We start from the raw sequence: 19,834 nt of genomic DNA, 5'->3' as shown, positions 1-19,834 counted from the left end.
GACGGTCATCGCCGGGCGCCGCGTTCGCCGGCGAGCAGCCAGGCGAGGTAGCCGCCGCCGAGCACGCCGGTGACCACCCCGACCGGCAGCTGGTGGCCGGCGACCGCGTGCTGGGCCACCTGGTCGGCGGCGACCAGCAGCGCCGCGCCCAGCGCGGCCGCCGGCAGCAGGTTCGGTCCCGGGGCGCGGGTCAGCCGGCGCGCCAGGTGCGGCGCGGTCAGCGCGAGGAACGACACCGGCCCGGCGGCCGCCGCGGCGAGCGAGACCAGCAGCACCGCCGTGCCGAGGCTGGCCAGCCGCACCCGGCGGACCGGAACGCCGAGCGCCGCCGCGGCGTCGTCGCCCATCTCCAGCAGCCGCAGCGCCGGTGCGCGGGCGAGCAGCACGGCGGGCGTCAGCACCGCCAGCGCGGCGAGCACCGGGGTGGCGTTCGCCCAGCCGCGCCCGTCCAGGCTGCCGGTGAGCCAGAGCGCGGCGCGGGCCGCGTCCATCAGCGGGGCGCGGGTGAGCAGCCAGCCGTTGACGCCGGTGAGGATCGCGGTGCCGCCGATGCCCACCAGGACCAGCCGTTGGCCGCCCACGCCGGCCCGTCCGGCGAGGGCGAACAGCAGCGCGCCGGTGGCGAGCCCGCCGGTCGTCGCGGCCCCGGCCAGGGCGGCGCTGCCGCCGCCGAGCACGACCACCACCAGCGCGCCGGTGGCCGCGCCCGAGGTGACGCCGAGGACGTCCGGGCTGCCGAGCGGGTTGCGGGTCAGCGACTGGAACACCGCGCCGGCCAGGCCGAGCGCGGCGCCGACGGCGAGGGCGGTGGCGAGCCGGGGCAGGCGCAGTTCGGTGACGACGAAGCGGTCCGCGGGGCTGCCGCCGCCGGCCAGCACCCGCAGCACCGCGCCGGGGCTGATCGGGTAGTCGCCGGCGCCGACCGCGAGCACGGCGAGGGCCAGGGCGAGCAGGGCGCCGGCGAGGCCGACCGCGAGGGCGCGGGCGGGCAGGCGCAGCGACAGCCCGCCGGGGAGGCGCAGCACGATCATCACGGGGCCACCCGTCCCCGCCGGACCAGGTGCAGGAAGAGCGGCCCGCCGAGCACGGCGGTGACCAGGCCGACCTGGAGTTCCCCCGGCCGGCCGAGCACCCGGCCGGCCACGTCGGCGGTCAGCAGCAGCACGGGCGCGAAGACCGCGCACCACGGCAGCAGCCGGCGCGGGTCGGGCCCGGTGAACGCGCGGACCAGGTGGGGAGCGAGCAGCCCGACGAAGACGATCGGCCCGCACGCGGCGGTGGCCGCCCCGCAGAGCAGGGTGACGGCCGCGACGACCGCGACCCGGACCAGGCCGGGCCGGGCGCCGAGCGCCCGGGCCGCGTCGTCGCCGAGCGCGAGGGCGCCCAGCGGGCGGGTGACGAGCAGGGCGAGCGCCAGGCCGGCCAGGACGAAGGGCAGCAGGCCGGGCACGGTGTCGGTGCGCGCGCCGGCCAGCGAGCCGACCGTCCAGAACCGCAGCCGCTCCAGCGAGGTGGTGTCGACCAGCATGACCGCGCTGACGTACGAGTAGAGGGCCGCGTTGAGTGCCGCGCCGGCCAGGGCCAGCCGCGCGGGGGTGGCCTGCCGCCCGCCGGCCACCGCGTGCACCCCGACGGTGACCAGGGCGGCGCCGAGCAGCGCGTACCAGACCTGGTGGTCCAGGGCGGTCACGCCGAACAGGACGGTGGCGGTGGCCACGGCGGCGGAGGCGCCCGCGTTGATGCCGAGCAGGCCGGGGTCGGCGAGCGGGTTGCGGGTGAGCACCTGCATGGCGGCGCCCGCCACGCCGAGGGCCGCGCCGGCGGTGAGGCCGAGCAGCGTGCGGGGCAGCCGCATCCGGTGCACGACGGCGTAGTCGGGGGAGGCGGGGTCGGTGAGGCCGTGCCAGACCTCGGCGAGGGCGAGCGGTTTCGCGCCGACGGCGATGCTGAGCACCGCCACCGCGGCGAGCAGCAGCAGCCCGAGCAGCAGGCCGGCGGCCCGGGCCCGACGTCGGCCGGGCGACGGCAGCGCGGGGGCGGCGGATCGTGGTGAGGCGATGACGGACAGGGTGGGCTCCGATGACGGAAGGGCCTTGACAGGAAGTTAGGTTAGGTTAACCTAACCTCGCTGTCCATGGTCATTCTCGACCCGTACCCGAAAGACATCGCCATGCCCGACACCCTGTCCGGCCGCCGGCTCACCCGCCGCGGCCTGCTCGCCGCCGGTGGCGCCGCCGGCCTCGCCGCCCTCCTCGCCGGCTGCGGGCGGGACGGCGGCACCGCCGCCACCGCGCCGACCGGCGGACCCTGGTCCTTCACCGACGACCGCCCGCAGCAGGTCGACGCCGCCGCCCGGCCGTCCCGGGTCGTCGCCTTCACCGGGGTGGCCGCCGCCCTGGTCGACTTCGGACTCGACACCCAGATCGTCGGCGTCTTCGGCGAGACGAAGAAGTCCGACGGCAGCCCGGAGCCGCAGGCCGGCGACCTCGACATCGGGCGGGTCGAGATCATCGGCAACGCCTGGGGCGAGTTCAACCTGGAGCGGTACGCGGCGCTCCGCCCCGACCTGCTCGTCACCCACATGTACGACCCCGGCGCCCTTTGGTACGTCCCGGACGAGAGCAAGGCGAAGATCCTCCCGCTCGCGCCGAGCGTCGCGGTGACCACCGCCCGGGTGCCGATGACCCGCCCAATCGAGCGGTACGCCCAGCTCGCCGCGTCCCTCGGCGCCGACCTGTCCGCGCCGAAGGTCACCGAGGCGAAGGCCCGCTTCACCGCCGCCGCCGACGCCGTGCGCCAGGCGGTGCAGGCGAATCCGGGGATCCGGGTGATGGCCGCCTCCGGCAGCCCCGACCTGTTCTACGTCTCCAACCCGAAGGTCAGCACCGACCTGATGTACTTCGCCGAACTCGGCGTCGACCTGGTGCTGCCCACCAAGCTCGAACAGGGCGACTACTTCGAAGCGCTGAGCTGGGAGAATGCCGGCACGTTCCCGGCCGACCTGATCCTGCTCGACAACCGCCCCACCGCGCTGCAACCCAAGGACCTCGCCGCGAAGCCCACCTGGACGCAACTGCCCGCGGTCCGGGCCGGCCAGGTCACCCCGTGGGACGCGGCGCCCCGCTTCTCGTACGGGGGCGCGGCCCCGCTGCTGGAGAACCTGGCGACCGCCATCCGGGGCGCGAAGAAGGTCACCACGTGACCACGGCGGCCGTCGCCCTGCGGTACCGGTTCCACGCCGCCCGGGTGGCCGCCACCCGCCGGGTCGGCGCCTCCCTGGTCCGGGTCACCTTCCACGGCGCCGACCTCGCCGACTTCGCCGGCGGCGGCCGGGACCAGAGCGTCTCCCTCTTCCTGCCCCACCCCGGGCAGCCCGCCCCGGTCGTCCCGGTCGAGGCGGGGGAGGACTGGTACGCGGCCTGGCGCGCCCTCGACCCGCAGGTCCGGGCGGTGATGCGCTCGTACACCATCCGCGCCCAGCGCCCGGAGCGGGCCGAGGTGGACATCGACTTCGTCCGGCACGGCGACACCGGCCCGGCCACCCGCTGGGCCGGGCGGGCCCGCCCCGGCGACCCGGTGCTGCTGCTCGGCCCGGCCGTGGCCGACGAGCGCAGCGTCCGCTTTCAGCCGCCCACCGGCACCGACGCCGTGCTGCTGGTGGCCGACGAGACCGCGCTGCCCGCGGTCGGCGGCATCCTCGACTGGCTGCCCGCCGGCACCCCGGCCCGGGCCTTCGTCGAGGTGCCCGCCGCCGGCGACATCCAACCGCTGGCCACCGGCGCCCGCGCCGAGGTGACCTGGCTGGTCCGTGGTGCCACCGCACCGGGCGGCGCCCTGCTGGCCGACACGCTGCGCGCGGCGCGGCTGCCCGGCGCCAGCCCGTACGCCTGGATCGCCGGGGAGTCGGCCATGGTGCGGGCCGCCCGCCGGCACCTCGTGGGCGAGCGCGGCCTGGACCGGGCCCGGGTCACCTTCGCAGGCTACTGGCGGCGGGGGGCGTCCGAGGAGGACCTCCGCGCCGAGGCCGAAACCGCCTGACGGCACCCGATCGCCGGCCACCCCCTTCGGTGGGCGGCCGCGCCATCAGTCCCTGGCGTCGCCGAGGGTGCGTCGCTGCGGGTAGATCGTCTCGCCGCGGGCCAGCATCGCCACGAACTCGCCGATCCGCCGGCTGCGGGTGTCGGCCCGCTTCGCGCTGCTGACCCGGTAGATCACCGCGTACCGGTTCTGCGCGGTGAGCAGGTCGAACATCTGCCGGGCCCGGGGTTCGGCGGCCAGCGCGGCCAGCAGCTCGGCCGGGGGTTCCGCGGTGGACTGTCCGGCGTACGCGGCATCCCAGCGACCGTCGGCCCGGGCCCGGTCCACCTCCGCGAGGCCGGCCGGGTGCATCCGCCCCTGTGCCGTCAACCGCTCCACGATGCCCACGTTCCGGGCCGACCAGGGGCTGCGCTGCCGGCGCGGGGTGAACCGCTGCCGGTAGGTGGCCTCGTCGCGGCGCCGCACCTGGCCGTCGATCCACCCGTGGCAGAGCGCCTCCTCCAGCGCCTCGTCGTAGCCGAGGCTGGTGGGGACGGTGGTGCCCCGCTTGGCGAGCACCAGCCACACCCCGGTCGGGTCGGTGTGGTGCGCGCCGAGCCAGTCCCGCCAGGCGGGCCCGTCGGCGACGACCAGCTCGGGCGGCTCAGCGGGCACGGCGATCGACCGGGTCGGTGCCGGCCGGCAGGCCGACCCCGCCGAGGGGCACGACGTCCACCCGCTCGGGCGGCCCGGCCAGCATCGCCAGCACGTCGGAGATGCTCGGGCGGGACGAATCGGCGGGGGTCGCGGCGAGCGCCGCCTGCACCGCCTCCTCGTCGGACCACACCTCGGTCACCCGGACGGTGTCCGGCTCGGCGTGGTCGCGGCTGATCACGTACAGCTCGCAGCCGGGGAAGCCGCGCAGCCCCTCGGCGACCCGCAGCAGCGTGTCGGCGAGTTCGGCGCCCCGGCCGGGCTGGGCGCGCATGGTCATCAGTCGGCCGGTCCGTGCTGCCGTGTCCATCGTGACCTTCCACCTCCTGCCACCGGTCGGCACCGAGCGTACGCGGTGTCCCGGCCGCGGGCGGTCCCGCGCCGGGACCGGAGCGGCTGACGTCGCGCCCGGCGGCGGGGCGGCCGACTCCCCGCGCGGCCCAAACGACCGTTAAGCTCGGGGGGTGGGAACCGACCAGCTCTACCCGGCCGAACGGCTGTCCGCCGGGCAGCGCGCCACCGCCGCCGCCGGCCTCGACGCGCTGCTGCTCACCCCCGGATCCGACCTGCGCTACCTGACCGGCTACGACGCGCACGAGGGGGAGCGGCTGACCTGCCTCGTGCTCCCGGCCGAGGGCGAACCCACCCTGATCGTGCCGACCCTGGAGCGGCCCGCCGCGGAAGCCGCCCCGGCCACCGGTGTCCGTCTCGTCGACCACGCCGACGGCACCGACCCGTACCCGCTGGTCCGCGCGGCGCTGCCCGGGCCGGTGACCGCCGTCGGGCTGGCCGACCGGATGTGGGCCGCGCAGGTCCTGGCCCTGCGCGCCACCCTGCCCGACGCCACCCAGTGCCTCGCCTCCGAGGTGCTGCGCGAGCTACGGATCCGCAAGTCCCCGGCCGAGGTGGCCGCCCTCGCCGAGGCCGGCGCCGCGATCGACGCGGTGCACACCCGGATGGGGGAGTGGCTGCGCCCCGGCCGGACCGAGGTCGAGGTGGCCGCCGACATCGCCGCCGCCATCCGAGCCTCCGGCCACGTCAGCGTCGACTTCGTCATCGTCGCCGCCGGCCCGAACGGGGCCAGCCCGCACCACGGCACCGCCGACCGGCCGATCCGGGCCGGGGAGCCGGTGGTGGTCGACATCGGCGGCACCATGCCCTCCGGCTACCGCTCCGACTGCACCCGCACCTACGTCGTCGGCGGCCCCGCCCCGGCCGAGTTCACCGACTACTACGCGGTGCTCCACGCGGCGCAGCGCGCCGCGGTGGCGGCGGTCCGCCCCGGCGTCACCGCCGAGGCGGTCGACGCGGCCGCCCGGGACGTCATCAGCGCCGCCGGCTACGGCGACGCCTTCCTGCACCGCACCGGTCACGGCATCGGCCTCGACACCCACGAGGAGCCGTACGTCGTGGCCGGCAACCCGCGACCCCTGGAGGCCGGCATGGCCTTCTCGGTCGAACCCGGGATCTACCTCGCCGGGCGGCACGGCGCCCGGATCGAGGACATCGTCGTCTGCACGACGGACGGCGGGCAACGGCTCAACACCACCCCCACGGAGCTCATCGCGCTATGAACGTCGACCGGATCCTCCCCACCGACGAGGCCCACGACCTGCTGGACCTCGCCACCGAGCTCGCCGACCGCGAGCTCGCCCCCAAGGCCGCCGGCTTCGAGGAGCGCGCTGAGTTCCCCCGCGAGGTGCTGCGCACCCTGGGCCGAGCCGGCCTGCTCGGCCTGCCCTACGCCGAGGAGCACGGCGGCGCCGCCCAGCCGTACGAGGTCTACCTGCAGGTGCTGGAGATCCTCGCCAGCCGCTGGCTCGCCGTCGCCGAGGCGGTCAGCGTGCACACGCTCTCCTGCTACCCGCTCGCCCAGTTCGGCACCGACGAGCAGCGCAAGCTGCTGCCCGACATGATCGGCGGGGAACTGCTCGGGGCGTACTGCCTCTCCGAGCCGCAGGGCGGTTCCGACGCCGCGGCGCTGACCACCAGGGCGGTCCGCGACGGCGACGACTACGTGGTCTCCGGCACCAAGGCGTGGATCACCCACGCCCGGGTCGCCGACTTCTACAACATCTTCTGCCGCACCGGCGGCCCCGGCCCGAAGGGCATCTCCTGCCTCCTGGCGGACCGGAACACCCCGGGCATCCACCCGCAGGCCGCCGAGCGGACCATGGGCCTGCACGCCTCCCCGGTCGCCCAGATCGCCTTCGACGACGTCCGGGTGCCGGCCGAGCGGCTGATCGGCGGCGAGGGGATGGGCTTCACCATCGCCCTGTCCGCCCTGGACTCCGGCCGGCTGGGCATCGCCGCGTGCGCGGTGGGCCTCGCCCAGGCCGCCCTCGACTACGCGGTCGGCTACGCCAAGGAGCGGCAGCAGTTCGGCCAGCCGATCATCGACTTCCAGGGCCTCGGCTTCATGCTCGCCGACCACGCCACCCAGATCTCCGCGGCCCGCGCGCTCATGCTGGCCGCCGCCCGGCTGCGCGACGCCGGCCGGCCGTACTCGCTCGAGGCGGCGAAGGCGAAGCTCTTCGCCACCGACATGGCGATGCGGGTGACCACCGACGCGGTGCAGGTGCTCGGCGGCGCCGGCTACGTCGCCGACCACCCGGTGGAGCGGTACATGCGGGAGGCGAAGGTGCTGCAGATCGTCGAGGGCACCAACCAGATCCAGCGGCTGGTCATCTCGCGGGCCCTCGCCAAGGACTGAACCGACGGCGCCCGGGCGCGGTGCGCGACCGGCCCGCCGGCCGAGCGTGACGCCCGCGGGCCGGGTGCGGCATGGGAGCGTTATCTCCGGTAGGTTGCACCGCGTGGAGGAGATCGACCGTGCCATCGTCGCCGCGCTGACCGAGGACGGCCGGCTGTCGTACACCGACCTGGCCGAGCGGGTCGGCCTGTCGGTGTCCGCCGTGCACCAGCGGGTCCGCCGGCTGGAGCAGCGCGGCGTCATCAAGGGGTACGCCGCGCGCGTCTCGTTCGAGGCGCTGGACCTGCCGCTGACCGCGTTCGTGGCGATCCGGCCGTTCGATCCGTCCCAGCCGGACGACGCGCCGGAGCGGCTGGCCCACCTGCCCGAGATCGACTCGTGCTACTCGGTGGCAGGGGAGGACTTCTACCTGCTGCTCGTGCGGGTGGCCGGCCCGGCCGACCTGGAGCGGCTGCTGCAGGAGATCCGCACCGCCGCCAACGTCACCACCCGCACCACGGTGGTGCTCTCCACGCCCTACGAGAACCGGTCGCCGCGGATCAATGGCGAGCTGCCTGGTCGGGGGCGGTCCCGGGCGGCGGCGGAGCCGGCTGGTTCCAGCGCAGGATGACCCGCCGGCCGTGCTCGTGACCGAGCACGCTCGCGGTGGCGGTGTCCAGCCGCAGCAGCGCGCCGGCGGACGGCGGCAGGCCGATCCAGCGGGCGCCGAGCACTCGCAGGCTGTGCCCGTGGGCGACCAGGGCGACGGTGCCCTGGTCGAGCAGGGGAGTGACCCGGGCGATCACCCGGTCGAGGCGTTCGCCGATCTGCGCCGGTGACTCCCCGCCGGGGCAGCCGTCGGTCCACAGGTTCCAGTGCGGGTTCTCCTCGTGGACGTCGGCGGTGGTGCGTCCCTCGTACTCGCCGTAGTTCCACTCGGCCAGGTCCGGATCGGTGGCGTCGACGTCGAGACCGGCGAGGTGCGCGGTGCACACCGCCCGCTGCCGGGGACTGGACAGGACGCGGACGAAGCGCCGGCCGGCGAGCAGCACGCCGAGCGCGCGGGCCTGCCGCTCGCCGTCGGGGGTCAGCTCCAGGTCGGTGTACGAGGTGTGCCGGTGGCTGGCGCTCCACGTGGTCTCCCCGTGGCGGATCAGCAGGATCTCTCCCATTCGTCCAGTTAACCAGTCGCGCCGCTCCGCCGTTCACCTAGTGTCCTAGGACGCCATAGCGGTGGTGCAGCCGGTCACCGGTCGAGCAGGCGTTTCGACAGGCGGCCGACGGGGACGCGAGAGGTGCAGCGGGCCGTCCGGCCCGGCGCACCCCGGCAGCGGAGGGGAGTCCCATGAGCTTCACCGACAAGGCGAAGAGCAAGGCCCAGGAGCTGAGCGGCGTCGCCAAGGAGCGGATCGGCGATGTCACCGACAACGAGCGGTTGCGGGCCGAAGGCGCCAGTGAGCAGAACATGGCGAGAGCCCGGCAGAAGGAGGCCGGTCGGAACGTCAACAAGGCCTTCGAGAAGTGACCCGTTCGGCGGGCTCCCGGGATTCCGGGAGCCCGCCACCGTTTGCCTCCGGTGTCCGGTCCCGTTCGCGGGGTCGCGGGCTGGGTAGGGTCGCGGGGTGATCGTGCTGCGTTCCCTGGTGCTGTTCGTGCTGGCCGCGCTGGCGGAGATCGGGGGAGCGTGGCTGGTCTGGCAGGGCTGGCGGGAGCACCGGGGGTTGTGGTGGGTCGCGGCCGGCGTGCTGGCCCTGGGGGCGTACGGGTTCGTGGCGACCTTCCAGCCGGATCCGCACTTCGGCCGGATCCTGGCCGCGTACGGGGGTGTCTTCGTGGCCGGGTCGCTGGCGTGGGGGGTGCTGGTGGACGGGTTCCGCCCGGACCGCTGGGACGTGCTGGGCGCGGCGATCTGCCTGCTCGGCGTCGCGCTCATCATGTACGCGCCGCGGGGGACGTGAACGCGCGTCGCCCCCGTGGGCCGGCGGGCCGACGGGGGCGACGGACGGGGTTCGGTCAGTCGTTGCGGTGGGCCGCCCACCAGGTCTGGCCGGACTCGGGCAGGGTGTCGATCGGGTCGTAGTAGGCGTAGCGCTTGTTGAGCGCTTCGAGGTCGGCGGACTCGATCGAGGTGCGGTAGTTCTTGGTCCAGTAGGAGATGCCGCGTTCGCGGTCGTACTCGGTGAGCATGTGGACCCAGCGCTTGCCGACGAAGGGGACGTCGCAGACGATCCGCGGGGTGGCGTAGCCGGGCAGGTAGCCCATGATGTCGTGCTGGAGCTGCTGGGCGTGCCAGACCGGGACCCGCCAGTGCTCGGCGTTGGGGATCATGTCGCACATGTAGAAGTAGTACGGCAGGATGCCCGCCTCGCCCTGCAGGGCGAAGCAGAGGTCGAGCAGGTCGGCGCTGGTGGCGTTGACGCCGCGCATGAGCACGCCCTGGTTGCGGACGTCGCGGACGCCGACGTCGAGGGCGGTCTGGGCGGCCTTGGCGACCAGTGGGGTGATGGACTGCCGGTGGTTGACGTGGGTGTGGATGGCCAGGTTGACGCCGCGGCGGGCGGCGGTGCGGGCGACCCGTTCGAGACCCTCGACCACGTCGTGCTGGAGCCAGTGCTGGGGCAGGCCCATGAGGGCCTTGGTGGCGAGCCGGATGTCGCGGATGGTCTCGATCTCGAGCAGCCGCATGAGGTAGGACTCGAGGTTCTTCCACGGCACGTTGGCCACGTCGCCGCCGGAGACGACGACGTCGCGGACGCCGGGGTGGGCCTTGAGGTAGGCGATGTGGGCGTCGTAGCGGTCGACGGGCTTGAGGGTGAGCTTGAGCTTGTCGACGGTCGGGGTGGAGTTGCCGACGAGGTCCATGCGGGTGCAGTGCCCGCAGTACTGCGGGCAGGTGGAGAGCAGCTCGGCGAGGACCTTGGTGGGGTAGCGGTGGGTGAGGCCTTCGGCGACCCACATGTCGTGCTCGTGGAGGCTGTCGCGGGTGGCGTAGGGGTGGGACGGCCAGTCGGTGCGCCGGTCGGAGGCGACGGGGATCATGTAGCGGCGGACCGGGTCGGCGAGGAACGCCTCGGTGGTCATGGGCGCGAACGGCACCATGGTGTTGAGCATCTGCGGGGGCACCAGCATCGACATGGTGGCCAGGGCCTTCTGGTCGGCCTCGAGGTCGGCGTAGAAGGTCTCGTCGACGAGGTCGCCGAGGATGTTGCGCAGCTGCTTGATGTTCTTGACGCAGTTGACCCGCTGCCACTGGGCGCTCTCCCACTGCTCGCGGGTGACGTGGCGCCAGCCGGGGAAGCGGGTCCAGTCGGGCTCGACCAGGGGGCTGCGGCGGTATTCGTAGGGCTGTCCGGCGGTGGGGACCGCGACCGGCGTGGAGCGGGGCGCTGGGATGGTCTCCACCGGTTGGGTCTGGGTCACGGCCCCTCCTCGTTGGCGGTGCGGGTGGATCAACGGTTGCGAAGGCTACTGGAAAATATCCGGTGAAGAAATTATTCTGCCGGAAGTTTTCCCGCGACGCGAGCCCTGCCCAGGGGTTCGGGCGGTGGTACGGAGGAGGGTCGGCGTGACGTCACCGGTGGGTCTGCACCGCGTCGTGGAACCGGCGGGGGTGCTGCCGCAGGCGGCCTGGCGGCTGGACGCCGACCCCCGGATCGCCTCGAACGAGGTGCGGATCCGGGTGGAGCGGCTGAACCTGGACGCGGCGAGCTTCCGGCAGCTGTCGGAGAAGCACGGCGGCGACGGGGAGAAGGTCCGCGCCGAGGTGTTGGAGATCATCTCCACCCGGGGGAAGATGCAGAACCCGGTGACCGGCTCCGGCGGCATGCTGATCGGCACGGTGGAGGAGGCCGGCAAGCGGTCCCCGCTGGGGCTCAAGCCGGGCGACCGGGTGGCGACCCTGGTGTCGCTGACGCTGACCCCGCTGCTGATCCTCGACGGGCTGGCCCGCTGGGACGGGCGCAGCGAGCAGGTGCCCTGCGACGGGTACGCGATCCTGTTCGCCCGGTCGATCGCGGCGGTGCTGCCGGCGGACCTGCACCCGGAGTTGTCCCTGGCGGTGCTGGACGTGTGCGGGGCGCCGGCGCTGACCGCGCGGGTGGTCGCCGAGCAGGTGGCGCGGCGGCGGCGCGAGGGTGACCCGCGGCCGGTGAGCGTGGCGGTGATCGGTGGAGCCGGCAAGAGCGGGTCGCTGTCCCTGGCCGCGGCGCGGCGGGCGGGCGCCGCCCGTACGGTCGGGGTGGTGCCGGTGGCGGGGGAGCGCGACGCGCTGGAGGCGGCCGGCCTGGCCGACGTGGTCGCGTTGGCTGACGCCCGGGACCCGGTGGGGCTGTCCACGGCGGTGACCAGTGCGCTGGGCACCCCGGCCGATGTGACGGTGGTCTGCGTGGACGTGCCGGGCTGCGAGCACGGGGCGGTCCTCGCGACCGAGGACGGCGGCACGGTGATCTTTTTCTCGATGGCGACGAGCTTCGCGGCGGCGGCGTTGGGCGCGGAGGGTCTGGCGGCGGACGTCACGATGCTGGTGGGCAACGGGTACGTGCCCGGTCACGCGGAGTTGGCGCTGGAGTTGCTGCGCGCCGAGCCGGGGGTGCGTCGACTCTTCGAGGGCCGGTTGGCGGCAGACTGACACCATGACGAACCCCTCGATCTTGTACCGCGGCGGAGTGCTGCACTGTCCGGCCGACCCGAGCGCGACGGCGCTGCTGGTGCGCGACGGGCGGATCGGCTGGCTGGGTGCCGACGCGGACGCGCCGGCCGCCGACCGGGTGGTGGAGCTGGCCGGGGCGCTGGTGACGCCGGCGTTCGTGGACGCGCACGTGCACGCTACCGACACCGGGCTGGCCCTGTCGGGGCTGGACCTGTCGGCGGTGCGGTCGGCCGCGCAGCTGCTGGACGCGGTGTCGGCGTTCGCGGCGCGGCTGCCGCGGGACGCGGTGGTGCTGGGACACGGTTGGGACGAGTCGGGCTGGGCGGACCGGGCGTTGCCGGACGCGGCGGCGCTGGACCGGGCGGCCGGCGGCCGGCGGGTGTACCTGTCGCAGGCGTCGATCCACTCGGCGCTGGTGTCGGGGGCGTTGCTGGCGGCCTGCCCGGACGCGGCGGCCGCGGCGGGTTATGACGCGTCGGGTTGGCTGCGCCGCGACGCGCACCATGTGGTGCGGGCGGCGGCGTTCGCGTCGGTGACCCGGGCGCAGCGGGTGGCGGCGCAGCGGCGGGCACTGGGGCACGCGGCGTCGCTGGGCATCGCCGCGGTGCACGAGTGCGGCGGCCCGGAGATCTCCGACGAGGAGGACTTCACCGGGCTGCTGGCCATTTCCGGGGCGGGGCTGCCGGAGGTGTACGGGTACTGGGGTGAGCTGCTGGGCGCGGCGCGGGCCCGGGATCTGGGTGCGGTCGGCGCCGGTGGTGACCTGTTCGCGGACGGGGCGTTGGGGTCGCGGACGGCGCACGTGTCGGCGGCGTACCTGGACGGGGAGCCGGGGTCGTGCGGGCACGGGTACGTGAGCGCCGAGCAGGTGCGTGACCATCTGCTGGACTGTTCGGCGCACGGCCTGCAGGGCGGTTTCCACGCCATCGGCGACGCGGCGATCGGCACGGTGCTCGACGGGTTCGCGCAGGCGGCGGAGAAGCTGGGTGTGGACCGGCTGCGGGCCGCCCGGCACCGGGTCGAGCACGCGGAGATCATGAACAAGCGGTTGATCGCCGGGTTCGTGGAGTACGGCGTCGTCGCGTCGATGCAGCCGGCGTTCGACCGGCTGTGGGGCGGGGCGGGGCGGATGTACGAGTCGCGGTTGGGGCTGGACCGGTCGTTGGAGTCGAACCCGATGGGCGCGATGCACTCGGTCGGGGTGGCCCTGGCCTTCGGGTCGGACTCGCCGGTGACCCCGCTGGACCCGTGGGGGTCGGTGCGGGCCGCGGCGGCGCACCACAACCCGGTGCAGCGGATGAGCGTGCGGGCGGCGTTCGCCGCGCACACCCGCGGCGGGTGGCGGGCGGTGCACCTGGACAACGAGGGGGTGCTGGCGCTGGGCGCGCCGGCCACCTTCGCGGTGTGGTCCACCCCGGCGGGGGTGGAGCGGGGCCTGCCCGTGTTGCAGGCGGAGGACCCGGAGGCGCGCGGCGCGGACGACCCGACGCCGTTGCCGGTGTGCCGGGCCACGGTGCTGCGCGGTGACGTGATCTATCAGGAAGGCACTTCGTGACAGGGAAGCTTGGGCTGGATCCGGCGCTGGTGGCGCGGGCGCGGGAGTTGGCGCGCCGCGCCGGGCAGCCGGTGGTGGATCTGGCGCGCAGCCACACCACGGTGTCGGTGGAGCGGGCGGTGCTGCGGCTGGCCGGGGTGACCGGCGCGGACCCCGACGGCATCCCGTGGGTCAACCGGCTGGTCGACGCGGTGGTGGCGGATGTGGGGCTGGGGCACGGGGTGGCGGTGCCGGTGTTCGACGCCCTGGCCCGGGAGGGCATCACCGACGTGACGCTGCTGGCGCAGAAGGCCGCCGCCGGGTCGGTGAGCTTCGGCGAGCCCACCGGGAAGGCCGCCACGGCCGCCCGCAGGGCGGCCCGCCGGGCGGTCGGCGCGGGGGTGCGGCAGATCGACCGGCGCCGCGCCGAGCGGGACCGCCTGGTGAAGCGGTACGGGGACCCGGAGCAGCGGCCGTGGATCTACCTGATCGTGGCCACGGGTGACATTTATGAGGACATCCCGCAGGCGCAGGCGGCCGCGCGGGCGGGTGCGGACATCATCGCGGTGATTCGCTCGACGGGGCAGTCGCTGCTGGACTACGTGCCGGAGGGCGCGACCCGGGAGGGGTTCGCCGGTACGTACGCCACGCAGGAGAACTTCCGGCTGATGCGGGCGGCGCTGGACGAGTCGTCGCGGGAGCTGGGCCGGTACGTGCGGTTGACGAACTACGCGTCGGGTCTGTGCATGCCGGAGATGGCCACTCTGGCGGGTCTGGAACGGCTGGACATGATGCTCAACGACTCGATGTACGGCATCCTGTTCCGCGACATCAACCCGATCCGCACGTTCGTCGACCAGCGGTTCTCCCGGCAGGTGCACGCCCGGGCCGGGATCATCATCAACACCGGCGAGGACAACTACCTCACCACCGCGGACGCGGTCGACGAGGCGCACACGGTGACGGTGTCGCAGCTGCTCAACGAGTATTTCGCGCACGAGGCGGGGCTGGCCGACTGGCAGTTGGGGCTGGGGCACGCGTTCGAGATCAACCCGGAGCTGCCGGAGTCGTTCCGGCTGGAGTTGGCGCACGCGCTGCTGGCCCGGGAGTTGTTCCCGGACGCGCCGCTGAAGTGGATGCCGCCGACCAAGCACATGACCGGTGACGTGTTCCGCGGCAACCTGCTCGACGGGTTCTTCAACCTGGCCGGCACCATGACCGGGCAGGGCATCCTGCTGGTCGGCATGATGACCGAGGCGGTGGTGACGCCGTGGCTGTCGGACCGGGACATCGCCCTGCAGAACGTGCGGTACGTGCTGGGCGCGGCCGGTGGGTTGCACGAGGACTTCGTGCCCGCCCCGGGCGGGTTCATCCAGCAGCGCGCCCACCGGGTCCTCGGTGAGGCCGTCGACCTCCTCGAACGCATCGGTGACCAGTCGCTGTTGACGGCGATCGCCGAGGGCACCTTCGGGATCATGAAGCGGCCCGCGGACCGGGGCAAGGGCCTCGACGGTGTCGCGCGGCACGAGGCCGACTACTACAACCCGGCCACGGAGATCCTGGAGCAGGCGGCATGACGGAGAAGAAGGTCGTCCGGCCGTACGGGGACACCACCGGCGACGGCATGGTGCAGGTGTCGTTCACCCTGCCGGTGCCGCACGACAAGCGGGCCGAGGGCGCGGCGGTGCAGCTGGCCAACAAGATGGGCATCGACCCGGCGATGCTGGTGCACGCCAAGCAGATGGGCGACGGGTTCACCTTCTTCGTGGTCTACGGGCGGGTGAACCACCTCGTGGACCTCGCCCAGGTGCAGGTGGTGGAGCGGGACTTCCCGCTGCTGTCGGCCAAGGAGGTCAACGCGGTGGTGAAGCAGCGGATGCGGCGCAAGCTGTCCGTGGTGGGCGCCTGCATCGGCACCGACGCGCACACCGTCGGCATCGACGCGATCCTCAACGTCAAGGGCATCGCCGGGGAGAAGGGCCTGGAGTACTACCGGGAGCTGAAGGTCACCAACCTGGGCGCGCAGGTCAGCGTCCCGGAGCTGGTGGAGGCGGCCCGGCAGGAGAAGGCCGACGCGGTGCTGGTGTCGCAGGTGGTCACCCAACGCGACGCGCACCTGCACAACACCCGGGAGATGTCCGCCGCGTTCCGGGAGGCCATGCCGGCCGGGAAGCGGCCCCTGCTGATCGTCGGTGGCCCCCGCTTCGACGAGACGATGACCGGCGAGCTGGGCGTGGACCGCATCTTCGGTCGCGGCACCACCCCCGGCGAGGTCGCCAGCTATCTGGTCCACGCCCTGATCACGAACAAGAAGGCGAAAGCATGAGCGACTCTCGGGTCGGGTTGACCGTCACCCACCGCCGGTACGTGCCGTACTCGCACGCCCACTACGCGGGCAACCTGGTCGACGGGGCGTACGCGCTGGGCCTGTTCGGGGACGTCGCCACGGAGGTGTGCATCCGCACCGACGGCGACGAGGGGCTGTTCGCCTCCTACTCGGACGTGCAGTTCAAGGCGCCGATGAAGGCCGGTGACGTGCTCGAGGTGGTCGCCACCGTCACCCGGGTGGGCACCCGCAGCCGCACCATCGACTTCGCGGCCCGGGTGGTGTGCCGGGGCCGCCCCGACAGGTCCGAGTCGGCCGCCGAGGTCCTCGCCGAGCCGATCGTGGCGGTCACCGCGACCGGCACCGTGGTCGTCCCGCCGGCGGCGTGAACGTCGCCGTCTGCGCCGACGTCGGATCCACGTACACCAAGGCGGCGGTGGTCGACCTCGACGGCGGCCGGCTCGTCGCGGCGGCGTCCGCGCCGACCACCGTCGGCACGGACGTGCTGCACGGCCTGGACGCCGCCGTCGAAGCGGCCACCGCCCGGGTGGGTGTCCGCGACCTGCCCTGGTACGTGTGCTCGTCCGCCGGCGGCGGGTTGCGGCTGGCCGTCATCGGCTACGAGCCTCTCGTGACGGCGCAGGCCGGCCGGCGGGTCGGCCTGTCCGCCGGGGCGAACGTGGTGCACGTGGCCGCCGGGCGGCTCGGCGCGGCCGAGCTGACCGCGCTGCGCGCCGCCCGCCCCGACGTGGTGCTGCTGGTCGGCGGCACCGACGGCGGGGACGTGGACACGCTCACCCACAACGCGACCCGGCTGGCGCGGGCCCGCTGGCGGGTGCCGGTGGTGCTCGCCGGCAACGCCGACGCCCGCGACGACCTGTACGCGCTGCTGGCCGCCGCGAAGGTGCCGGTCACCGCCGCGGACAACGTGCTGCCCCGAATCGGGGTGCTCGCCCCGGCCCCCGCCCGGGCCGCCATCCGCGAGGTGTTCCTGCGGCACGTCATCGGCGGCAAGCGGCTGTCCCGGGGCAACCGGTTCGCGAACCTGGTCCGCGCGGCCACCCCCGACGCGGTGCTCACCGGGGTGGAGGTGCTCGCCGACGCGCTCGGCGGCGACCTGGCCGTCGTCGACGTCGGCGGCGCCACCACCGACGTGTACTCGGTGCTCACCCCGGACGAGCGGGACAGTGGCCCCGGCCGGGAGGTCGCCGGCACTCTGTGGCGGGCCCGCACCGTCGAAGGGGACCTGGGCATGCGGTGGAGCGCGCCCGGTGTGGTCCGCGCCGCCGCCGAGGAACGTCTCCTCGGGCCGGGGGAGGAGGACGACCTGGCCGCGGCGGCGCAGGTGCGGGCCGGCGATCCCGGGTTCCTGCCCGCCGACGACACCGACCGGGCCGTCGACCGGCGGATCGCCGCGCTCGCCGCGACGGTGGCGCTGCGTCGGCACGCCCGCGGCGCCGCCACCGGGGAACGCGCCGGCCGGGACCTGCGCGAGGTGAAACTGATGGTCGGCTCCGGCGGGGTGCTGCGTCACGCCGAGCCCGCCGACGCCGCCGCGGTGCTCGCCGCGGTGCTCGGCGACCAGGCCGGGGGGTGGCCGCTGCCCCGCGCCGCCCGCCCGGTCGTCGACGTCGACTACGTCCTCGCCGCCGGTGGGCTCCTCGCCGCCGAGCATCCGCAGGCCGCGGCGGCGCTGCTGCGCCGGCACCTCGGTGGGGCCTGAGCCGGCGGCGCGGGCACGGATCGAGACGCGCCGACGCGACACGCCGTGGGGCAACACACGACAGGCCCGGGTGGGTTGACAGCGGCGGGGGTGGACGCCGTACCGTCTTTGAGTCCTACCACGGGAAGCGGCTGTTGTTCGCTTCGTCCCTTCGTCCGCTGGCCGAGCGACCCGAGTGGTTGCGGCGGCCAGGTCCAGCGGGCGGGGGTCGGCGGGGCGGCGCGAACCGGCCGCGGTAACCGGTGTACGGGCAGGGTGAAAGGCACGGCCAGTAGACAACGGCCCGGCGGGGGCAGCCAGTCCACGTCCGGTCGGTCCGAAGGTCGGCGCCGTTCTCCCTCGCCCCACCGGCCGGGAAGGGCCTGGGAGCATCGGGGCGCGGCGCGAGCCGCGCCCCGATTTCGTTTGGGCGCCCGGATCAACCGTTGATGACCTTGTACACCGCGGCGGGGGCGGGACCGATCCTGCGTCGGTCACCGGCGACCCGAGGCCCCGTGCCGCCACCCGGACGGGGCGACGCCGATCCCCGGGCCGGGCGGGTAGCCTTCGGCGCGTGATCGTGATGAGGTGCCGGTGACGACGCTCGACCGGGAACAGACCCGTGCCACCGGCGTGGCACGTGACGGCGCGGGTGGCCGCCCGCTGCCGCTGAAGCTGGCCGTGCCGGCGGCCCTGCTGGCCGGCCTGGCGATGTTGGCCGCGTTCCCCCCGTACGGGGTGTGGGCGCTGGCCCCGGCCGGGGTGGCGCTGCTCGCCGCCGCCGCGCACCGCCGCCGGCTGCGCGCCGGCGCCGGGCTGGGCTTCCTGGCCGGGGTGGCGCTGTTCGGGCCGCTGCTGGAGTGGACCAACCTGCACACCGGCTACCTGCCGTGGATCCTGCTGTCCCTGCTGCAGGCCGGCTACCTCGCGCTGCTCGGCGCCGCCACGGCCTGGGTGTCCCCGCTGGTCGACCGGCACCGCTGGGCGTGGCCCGCGGTCACCGGGCTGCTGTGGGTGGGGCAGGAGGCGCTGCGCGACCGCACCCCGTTCGGCGGGTTCCCGTGGGGGCGGCTGGCGTTCAGCCAGGACACCTCCCCGCTGCTGCGGCTGGCCGCGCTCGGTGGCGCACCCTTGGTCACCTTCGCCGCCGCCCTCGCCGGTGGCCTGCTGGTCACCCTCGCCTGGCGCGACTGGCGGCGCCCCGCCGGGCAGTGGCGGCCGGTGGCCGCGCTCGCCGCCGCCCTGGCCGCCCTGCTCGCCGTCGGACCCGCCGTCCCGGCCGGCGTGCGCGGGGGCGGCGACACGATCACGGTGGCCATCGTGCAGGGCAACGTGCCCCGCCTCGGGCTGGACTTCAACGCCCAGCGGGAGGCGGTGCTCATCAACCACGTCGAGGCCACCCTGAAACTCGCCGAGCAGGTCACCGCCGGCAGCCAGCGCCGGCCCGACCTGGTGGTGTGGCCGGAGAACTCCAGCGACATCGACCCGCTGCGCAATCCCGACGCCGGATATCGGATCTCCCAGGCGGCCGACGCGATCGGCGCGCCGATCCTGGTCGGTGCGGTGCTGCTGGGCCCGGGCGCCGGGCAGGTCCGCAACGCCGGCCTGCTGTGGCGGCCCGGCACCGGCCCCGACCTGGACCAGCTCTACACCAAGCGGCACCCCGTGCCGTTCGCCGAGTACATTCCGCTGCGCAAGATCGCCCGGATGGTCAGCGCGGAGGTCGACCGGGTCCGCTCCGACTTCGTCCCCGGCGCCCACGCCGGGGTCCTCGACGCCGGCCCGGCCACCCTCGGCGACGTGATCTGCTTCGAGGTCGCCTACGACGGCCTGGTGCGCGACACCGTCACCGGCGGCGGCCAGCTGCTGGTGGTGCAGACCAACAACGCCACCTTCGACGTGGCGGAGGCCCGCCAGCAGCTGGCCATGGTGCGGCTGCGCGCCGTCGAGCACGGCCGCAGCGCCCTGATGGCCTCCACGGTCGGGGTGTCCGGGTTCGTTTCCCCCGACGGGCGGGTAGACGGGGCCACCGGGTTCAACACCGCCGCCGTGGTGGTGCGGCAGATGCGGCTCGGTGACGGACGGACCCTGGCCACCCGGGCCGGGGTGTGGCCGGAGGTGGCCCTCGCGGCGCTCGCCGTCGCGGCCCTGGCCGGCGCGGCCGTGCTGCGCCGCCGCCGGGAGGTCACCCCCGGCTAGCA

General features: G+C 74.8%; 20 protein-coding genes. 14 read left to right on the top strand and 6 right to left on the bottom strand.

What is annotated here, in order from left to right; translation table 11 throughout:
- Positions 1–5: 5 nt before the first annotated feature.
- Positions 6–1,031 (bottom strand): FecCD family ABC transporter permease, encoded by a 1,026-nt coding sequence (locus tag Q2K19_RS28220; RefSeq protein WP_302772806.1) that lies wholly within the window; start codon positions 1,029–1,031, stop codon positions 6–8.
- Positions 1,031–2,029 (bottom strand): FecCD family ABC transporter permease, encoded by a 999-nt coding sequence (locus Q2K19_RS28215; protein WP_302772804.1) that lies wholly within the window; start codon positions 2,027–2,029, stop codon positions 1,031–1,033. Before Q2K19_RS28215 ends, Q2K19_RS28220 begins: the two co-directional genes overlap by 1 nt.
- A gap of 141 nt (positions 2,030–2,170) precedes the next feature.
- On the opposite strand from Q2K19_RS28215, the gene Q2K19_RS28210 reads away from it, so the two are divergent.
- Positions 2,171–3,202 (top strand): ABC transporter substrate-binding protein, encoded by a 1,032-nt coding sequence (locus Q2K19_RS28210; RefSeq protein WP_302772802.1) that lies wholly within the window; start codon positions 2,171–2,173, stop codon positions 3,200–3,202.
- Entirely contained in the window at positions 3,199–4,038 is an 840-nt protein-coding gene (locus Q2K19_RS28205; protein ID WP_302765149.1) for a siderophore-interacting protein, read from the top strand. The genes Q2K19_RS28210 and Q2K19_RS28205 overlap by 4 nt, the downstream gene beginning before the upstream one ends.
- A gap of 45 nt (positions 4,039–4,083) precedes the next feature.
- Here Q2K19_RS28205 and Q2K19_RS28200 read toward each other — a convergent pair whose 3' ends face one another.
- Both Q2K19_RS28200 and Q2K19_RS28195 read right to left on the bottom strand, forming a co-directional pair.
- Positions 4,084–4,692, bottom strand: coding sequence for a YdeI/OmpD-associated family protein (locus Q2K19_RS28200; protein WP_302765148.1), 609 nt, complete (start codon positions 4,690–4,692; stop codon positions 4,084–4,086).
- Positions 4,682–5,041: a putative quinol monooxygenase gene (locus tag Q2K19_RS28195; protein ID WP_302765147.1), complete on the bottom strand. Its 360-nt coding sequence runs from the start codon at positions 5,039–5,041 to the stop codon at positions 4,682–4,684. The genes Q2K19_RS28200 and Q2K19_RS28195 overlap by 11 nt, the downstream gene beginning before the upstream one ends.
- A gap of 154 nt (positions 5,042–5,195) precedes the next feature.
- Here Q2K19_RS28195 and Q2K19_RS28190 point away from each other — a divergent pair, with 154 nt between their 5' ends.
- From Q2K19_RS28190 to Q2K19_RS28180, 3 genes are all read left to right on the top strand, one after another.
- The gene (locus Q2K19_RS28190; protein WP_302765146.1) at positions 5,196–6,305 is read left to right on the top strand and encodes a M24 family metallopeptidase; all 1,110 of its coding nucleotides are present in this window, start codon (positions 5,196–5,198) and stop codon (positions 6,303–6,305) included.
- Complete coding sequence (locus Q2K19_RS28185; protein WP_302765145.1) at positions 6,302–7,444, top strand: acyl-CoA dehydrogenase family protein; 1,143 nt, start codon at positions 6,302–6,304, stop codon at positions 7,442–7,444. Before Q2K19_RS28190 ends, Q2K19_RS28185 begins: the two co-directional genes overlap by 4 nt.
- A gap of 103 nt (positions 7,445–7,547) precedes the next feature.
- Positions 7,548–8,054 (top strand): Lrp/AsnC family transcriptional regulator, encoded by a 507-nt coding sequence (locus Q2K19_RS28180; protein ID WP_302765144.1) that lies wholly within the window; start codon positions 7,548–7,550, stop codon positions 8,052–8,054.
- Here Q2K19_RS28180 and Q2K19_RS28175 read toward each other — a convergent pair.
- Positions 7,984–8,595, bottom strand: coding sequence for a histidine phosphatase family protein (locus Q2K19_RS28175; RefSeq protein WP_302765143.1), 612 nt, complete (start codon positions 8,593–8,595; stop codon positions 7,984–7,986). The two genes, Q2K19_RS28180 and Q2K19_RS28175, sit on opposite strands and share 71 nt — an antisense overlap.
- Positions 8,596–8,768: 173 nt before the next feature.
- Between Q2K19_RS28175 and Q2K19_RS28170 the strand changes: the two genes are divergently transcribed.
- Positions 8,769–8,948 carry a CsbD family protein gene (locus tag Q2K19_RS28170; protein ID WP_302765142.1) on the top strand — a complete coding sequence of 60 codons (180 nt, stop codon included), beginning with the start codon at positions 8,769–8,771 and terminating at the stop codon, positions 8,946–8,948.
- 97 nt (positions 8,949–9,045) lie between these two features.
- Positions 9,046–9,381, top strand: a complete 336-nt coding sequence (locus tag Q2K19_RS28165; protein ID WP_302765141.1) for a YnfA family protein — start codon at positions 9,046–9,048, stop codon at positions 9,379–9,381.
- Positions 9,382–9,436: 55 nt separating this feature from the next.
- Here Q2K19_RS28165 and Q2K19_RS28160 read toward each other — a convergent pair whose 3' ends face one another.
- Complete coding sequence (locus tag Q2K19_RS28160) at positions 9,437–10,843, bottom strand: KamA family radical SAM protein (RefSeq protein ID WP_302765140.1); 1,407 nt, start codon at positions 10,841–10,843, stop codon at positions 9,437–9,439.
- A gap of 145 nt (positions 10,844–10,988) precedes the next feature.
- On the opposite strand from Q2K19_RS28160, the gene kdd reads away from it, so the two are divergent.
- From kdd to lnt, 7 genes are all read left to right on the top strand, one after another.
- Positions 10,989–12,050, top strand: coding sequence for an L-erythro-3,5-diaminohexanoate dehydrogenase (gene kdd / locus Q2K19_RS28155; protein ID WP_446839753.1), 1,062 nt, complete (start codon positions 10,989–10,991; stop codon positions 12,048–12,050).
- 4 nt (positions 12,051–12,054) lie between these two features.
- Positions 12,055–13,626, top strand: a complete 1,572-nt coding sequence (locus Q2K19_RS28150; protein ID WP_302765139.1) for an amidohydrolase — start codon at positions 12,055–12,057, stop codon at positions 13,624–13,626.
- Complete coding sequence (gene kamD, locus Q2K19_RS28145; RefSeq protein WP_302765138.1) at positions 13,623–15,182, top strand: lysine 5,6-aminomutase subunit alpha; 1,560 nt, start codon at positions 13,623–13,625, stop codon at positions 15,180–15,182. Before Q2K19_RS28150 ends, kamD begins: the two co-directional genes overlap by 4 nt.
- Positions 15,179–15,931 carry a lysine 5,6-aminomutase subunit beta gene (gene kamE / locus Q2K19_RS28140; RefSeq protein ID WP_302765137.1) on the top strand — a complete coding sequence of 251 codons (753 nt, stop codon included), beginning with the start codon at positions 15,179–15,181 and terminating at the stop codon, positions 15,929–15,931. Before kamD ends, kamE begins: the two co-directional genes overlap by 4 nt.
- Entirely contained in the window at positions 15,928–16,320 is a 393-nt protein-coding gene (gene kal, locus Q2K19_RS28135; protein WP_189196058.1) for a 3-aminobutyryl-CoA ammonia lyase, read from the top strand. Before kamE ends, kal begins: the two co-directional genes overlap by 4 nt.
- Complete coding sequence (locus tag Q2K19_RS28130) at positions 16,317–17,654, top strand: glutamate mutase L (RefSeq protein ID WP_302765136.1); 1,338 nt, start codon at positions 16,317–16,319, stop codon at positions 17,652–17,654. Before kal ends, Q2K19_RS28130 begins: the two co-directional genes overlap by 4 nt.
- A gap of 573 nt (positions 17,655–18,227) precedes the next feature.
- The gene (gene lnt, locus Q2K19_RS28125; protein WP_302765135.1) at positions 18,228–19,832 is read left to right on the top strand and encodes an apolipoprotein N-acyltransferase; all 1,605 of its coding nucleotides are present in this window, start codon (positions 18,228–18,230) and stop codon (positions 19,830–19,832) included.
- The last annotated feature ends 2 nt before the right edge of the window (positions 19,833–19,834 follow it).

The sequence above is a fragment of the Micromonospora sp. NBRC 110009 genome (assembly GCF_030518795.1).
Classification (GTDB): domain Bacteria; phylum Actinomycetota; class Actinomycetes; order Mycobacteriales; family Micromonosporaceae; genus Micromonospora.
This window is presented reverse-complemented; position numbering and strand designations above follow the sequence as displayed.